Source organism: bacterium (assembly GCA_016873475.1).
GTDB lineage: Bacteria > Krumholzibacteriota > Krumholzibacteriia > JACNKJ01 > JACNKJ01 > VGXI01.
Window position 1 is genome coordinate 1 of sequence record VGXI01000220.1, and the last position, 4,899, is coordinate 4,899.

The window sequence follows — 4,899 nt, forward strand, 5'->3', positions numbered from 1 at the left end:
CGCCACCGCAGCGTCGAAGGCGACGAGCGCCTCCGCCATCATGCCCGCATCGGCGAGCAGACGTCCACGCAGCGAGTGCGCCCGGGCGTCGCGGGGGAACTGCTTGGCAAAGGTGTCCAGCGCGGCATTGAAGGCGTCCAGGCGACCGAGATCGCGCAGGGTGAGCAGGCGATTGTACTGGAGGTCGGGGTCGCCCGGCCGCAGCGCCAGGGCCTGCTCGAAGATGGCCAGGGCCTCCGCGTGGCGGCCCGCCTCGCGGCGCTGCAGCCCCACGCGCGAGAGGCCCTCGGCGTCGGTGATCCGGCCCCCGGCGTAGGCCTCCTCGATCTGAGTGCCCAGCCGCTCCCACTGCGCGAGCACGCCGGCGATGCGCGCGTTGCCGGGGCAAGCGGCGAGCCCCGCCTGGAAGGCGGGGATGCCCGGCTCGAGCTGCTGAATGCCGCTGCCCATCGCGAAGCCTTCGAGCAGCTTGGCCGCCGCGATCTGGTGGCTGCGCAGGACGGCCGGCTCCACGGCGCCGCGCAGCCCCTGCCCGTCGTCCTGGCGGATCAGCCGCAGCCAGCGCAGGACGTCTTCCTCGTGATAGCCGAGCGTCTGGCTGCGGAAGTTGCGGCCGAGCGTGAACTCCAGGCGCGGGCGCGCCCAGGTGTTGAGCGGGCCGGGGCCGACCGCCGTGCGCAGCGCCTCATTGCCGCTCACCCAGAGCGTGCCGAGCAGGTAGGGATCCGCGAGATGCAGCGGCTCGAGGTCCGCAGCGATGGCCGGCCGCGCAAGGAAGCGGCGCGCCGCATCGAGGTCGAGCGTTAGCGGCGCCTTGCTGCCGGCGAGGATCAGGTTGTAGGGGTCGTACCAGTAGAGCGCGACGTGCGGGAAGGCGGCGGCGAAGCTGCGCGTGATCACCTTCACGTCCGCCAAGGGCAGGTGGATGGCGATCCACTGCACCATGACGCCGTTCTCGGTCAGGCGGTCGCGACAGAGCGCCGTGTAGTCCTCGGAGAGCAGGGGCGCATTGCCCGCGTACTCGGGGTTCAGCTTCGAGTCGCTGCTGATGATGTCGAAGCGCTGGCGCGTCGTGAGCAGGTACTGGACGCCGTCGCCGACGTGCAGCTCCAGGCGCGGGTCGCGCAGGACGCCGCGGGCCGGCTGGTCGAAGAAGCGCGCGCCTTCGACGACGCCGGGGACGATCTCGACACAGGCGAGCTGCTCGATCTCGTCGTAGAGCGCGAGGGTGCCCAGGGTGACACCGCTGCCCAGGCCCACGGCCAGGGTCTTCTTCGCGTCGGGCCGGAGCAGCATCGGCAGGTGGGCGAGGATCTTCTCCTTGCGGAGCAGGGCCGGCTCGGTCCCCCCGATGTGGTGCCCGTCGACGCTCATGTGCACGTCGCCGGTGCGCTTGCGGTAGACGCGCGTCTCGCCCGCATGATCCTCGCGGTCGAAGAGCACGGGGTCGCCCGTCGACTGCGTGTCGGAGAGCAGGGACCGGCCGCTGCGGTGGAGGATCGGCGTGGCCACGAGCAGCGCCGCGAAGGCGGCCCCGACGAGCCAGGGCTCGACGGCGCCGCGGCGCGCACGGCCGAGGTGGATGAGGACGCCGAGAGCGGCGCTGAGCAGCGCGGTGGCGAGCAGCGCCGCTCGCGCACCGAGCAGGGGCAGCACGAGGAATCCCGCGGCGAGGCTGCCCGCGATCGCGCCCAGCGTGTTCGCGAAGTACAGCCAACCCACGCCGCGGCCGAGGTGGGCCAGGCTGCGGATGCCAATGCGGTTGACGAGCGGGAAGGTCATGCCCGTCAGGAGGGTGGTCGGCGCCATGACGAGGAACGCGAGCAGGAAGCGGCGCGACAGGTAGGCCGACCAGGACAGCGAGCGGTCGTTGAGCCAGACGCCGCTGCCTTCGGCGGTCAGCCAGCGCCAGAGCAGGAGCACGGTGAGCGCCGCCGTCGTGCCGACGGCCAGTTGCACCCAGCCGAGCAGGCGGGCCGGCGAGGCGACGCGGTCGGCCAGGCGGCCGCCCAGCCAGCCGCCGGCGGCGAGGCCGAGCAGGAAGGTCGTCAGCATGGCGCTGAAGGCGTAGGTCGAGTTGCCGAGGAAGTGCTGGAGCCCCCGCGTCCAGTACAGCTCGTAGCCGAGCGAGGCGAAGCCGCTGAGGGCGAAGACCCAGGCGAGCAGGCGGGAGTCGAGCTCGATCCGGTGGGCCTCGGCGGCCGTGGGCACCTTCCCGGCGGTCGACTTCCCGGTGGGCGCTTTCGCGGCGGGCGCCTCCTCGTCGAGCAGGCTCTCCGCGTAGGCGGCCGAAACGGCGAGCGGCGACAGCCCGCGGTCGATCAGCCAGATCGCTGCCGCGATGGCCAGGTTGAGCAGCAGGGCGAGCAGGGTGCTGCCGCCCAGGCCGAGAGTGGCGATCAGGGTGAAGCCGGCGAGGAAGCAGCCGAGCACGGCGCCGAAGGTGTTGACGGCGTAGAGCAGGCCCATGCCGCGGCCGAGGGCGTCGCGGCGCGTGACGATGACGCGGCTCAGGACGGGCAGGGTGCCGCCCATGAGGAAGGTGGGCGGCAGCAGCAGCGCGCCCGTGATCAGCACGCGCAGGAGGGCGAGCAGCGGACCCGGCAGGCGGCCGCCCACGGCTGCGTAGATATCCGGCGCGCCGAACAGGATGAGGGTGACCAGCCCGCTCAGCAGGGCGATCCCCACCTCGAGCTTCGCGTAGAGCAGGAGCGGGCGCTCGCAGTGGTCCGCCCGGCGGCCGTAGTGGCGGCTGCCCAGGGCGAGGCCGCCCATGAAGGCGGCCAGGACGGTGCTGATCGCGTAGCTGGTGCCGCCCAGGAGGTGGCTGAAGAGGCGGATCCAGACCAGTTCGTAGACGAGGCCGCTGACGCCCGAGAGCGTGAAGAGGAGCAGGATGAGCGGGGTGACGCGCTTCATGCAGGACCTGGCGTGGCTCGTCCGCAGCGGCACGCGGCGGAGGGGAGAGTGTCCCGCAGCGGCGCGGGGGCGTCAAGAGGGGCGGCGGGGCGCGGCTGGCGCGCGCCCCATCTTGCCAGGGCGCTGGGCGCGTGCCATGCTGCGCCCATGCCCGAGGTCCACAGCAGCCGACTGCGCGTGCGCTACGCCGAGACCGACGCCATGGGCGTGCTGCACCACGGCCAGTGGGCGGTCTACTGGGAGCTGGGGCGCACGGGGCTCCTGCGCGAGCGCTACCGCTCCTATGCCGAGATCGAGCGGACGGGCATCCGCTTCCCCGTCGTCGAGTATGGCGCACGCATCCTGGCGCCGGCTCGCTACGACGAGGAGCTGGAGATCCGCACGCGGGTTGCGGAACTCGGCCGCGTGCGCCTGCGCTTCGCCTACGAGGGCTGGCGCGGCGAAACCCTGCTCGCCACGGGCTTCAGCGTGCACGGCGTGATCGACGCCGACTGGCGGGTGATTCGCCTGCCGGCTGAGATCGCCGCGGCGCTCGGCGCGGCCGGGGCGCCTCACAGCGAGGAGTGAGCATGAGCAACGACTGCGAACTGCCTCGGCATCACAGCACGCCGGCCGAGCTGCGCGAGATCCTCACGCGCTACCGTACGGTGGCCGTGGTGGGCCTCTCCGCCGACGAGACGCGGCCGAGCTACCGCGTCGCGGACTATCTCCAGCGCGCGGGCTACCGCATCGTGCCCATCCATCCGAGCGCGGAGAGCATCCTCGGCGAGAAGGCCTACCCCAACTTGCGCGCCGTGCCCGCGAGCGTCGGCGTGGAGATCGTCGACGTCTTCCGCCGGCCGGACGCCGTGATGGAGCACGCCGAGGAGGCGATCGCGATCGGCGCCAGCGTGCTCTGGCTGCAGGAGGGCGTCATCAACAACGCCGCGGCCGACCGCGCCAAGGCGGCCGGTCTGCAGGTGGTGATGAACCTCTGCATGCTCAAGGAGCACCGCGCGCTCGCCTGAACGGCGCGCGGCGACTCGAGCTAGTACAGGGCCTTGATCGCGCTCCAGCTCTGCGCGCCGCTCGGCGTGGGGCCGTCGAAGTCCGTCAGCCGCCAGATCTGCGTAGTCTCCTCGCGGATGATGCCCACACCGAGGGTCCAGTACTCGGGCGGCGAGAGCTCGCGGCCCGGCGCGAGGCGGCGCCCGCTCGGGTCGCAGCCGTGGCTGGCCAGCGCGCGCAGGGGTTCCCCGCGCAGGTCCCAGGCGATCGCGCGAGCGAAGAACTCGCCGGCGGGCACGCTCTCGAGACCTTCGCTCTGCACGACGCGCTCGCCGACCAGCGTCCCCGCGGGGTGGTTGCCGGGGATCTCGAAGCAGTCGGCGACGACCGACCAGCGCTGGCCGAGGCTGAGCGGAGCGTCCACGATGCGCAGCGGCGGCACGTAGAGCAGCCCCCAGTCCTCGAGGTTGCGGTAGAAGCCCCAGAGGAGCACGTCGCCGCCCTCCCCGGCGGTGTAGTACTGCTCGAGGCCGTCGTCGGGGTCGTAGCCGCTGGTGGCAACGACGCTCACGGCCTGGCCGGCCATCTCGATCGTTCCCGTCACGGTGCGCGAGAAGGCGTCGCCGGCCTCGCCGGCGTAGTGCCAGTAGGAGCCGGGCCCGAGCGGCAGGTAGTCCTGGGCGGGCGCCGCGGCCGGCAGCGCCAGGCAGATCAGGCAAGCCAACCACTGACAAGCGCTTAGACGCATGCTTCCCCTCCTCGCCCTGGGCGACGGCCCCGTGCCGCCGTCCGGCACTAGCTTAGCACCGCTCGTGCCCACCAGCGAGGGCCGCTGTCAGGAATCCCCTGGCGCAACCTCCGCCGAGGGGCTATCTTCGCCGGCAACCCGCCCAGTCCGCCCCGCCCGCCCACGGAGGTCCCGCCGTGCCGGACCAGACCATACCCACCGCGCTCACCTTCGACGACGTCATCCTGCGCCCCCAGAAGAGCCCC

Annotated in this window: 4 protein-coding genes; 2 read left to right on the top strand and 2 right to left on the bottom strand. The window is 72.5% G+C overall.

The window, feature by feature from the left end:
* The coding region (locus tag FJ251_13475; GenBank protein ID MBM4118717.1) for a tetratricopeptide repeat protein at window positions 1–2,919 on the bottom strand (2,919 nt) is incomplete at its 3' end.
* Between the two features lie 147 nt (window positions 2,920–3,066).
* On the opposite strand from FJ251_13475, the gene FJ251_13480 reads away from it, so the two are divergent.
* The gene (locus FJ251_13480) at window positions 3,067–3,486 is read left to right on the top strand and encodes an acyl-CoA thioesterase (GenBank protein MBM4118718.1); all 420 of its coding nucleotides are present in this window, start codon (window positions 3,067–3,069) and stop codon (window positions 3,484–3,486) included.
* 2 nt (window positions 3,487–3,488) lie between these two features.
* Entirely contained in the window at window positions 3,489–3,926 is a 438-nt protein-coding gene (locus FJ251_13485) for a CoA-binding protein (GenBank protein ID MBM4118719.1), read from the top strand.
* Between the two features lie 20 nt (window positions 3,927–3,946).
* On the opposite strand, the gene FJ251_13490 is transcribed toward FJ251_13485, so the two are convergent.
* Entirely contained in the window at window positions 3,947–4,654 is a 708-nt protein-coding gene (locus FJ251_13490) for a hypothetical protein (GenBank protein ID MBM4118720.1), read from the bottom strand.
* Window positions 4,655–4,899 lie beyond the last annotated feature (245 nt).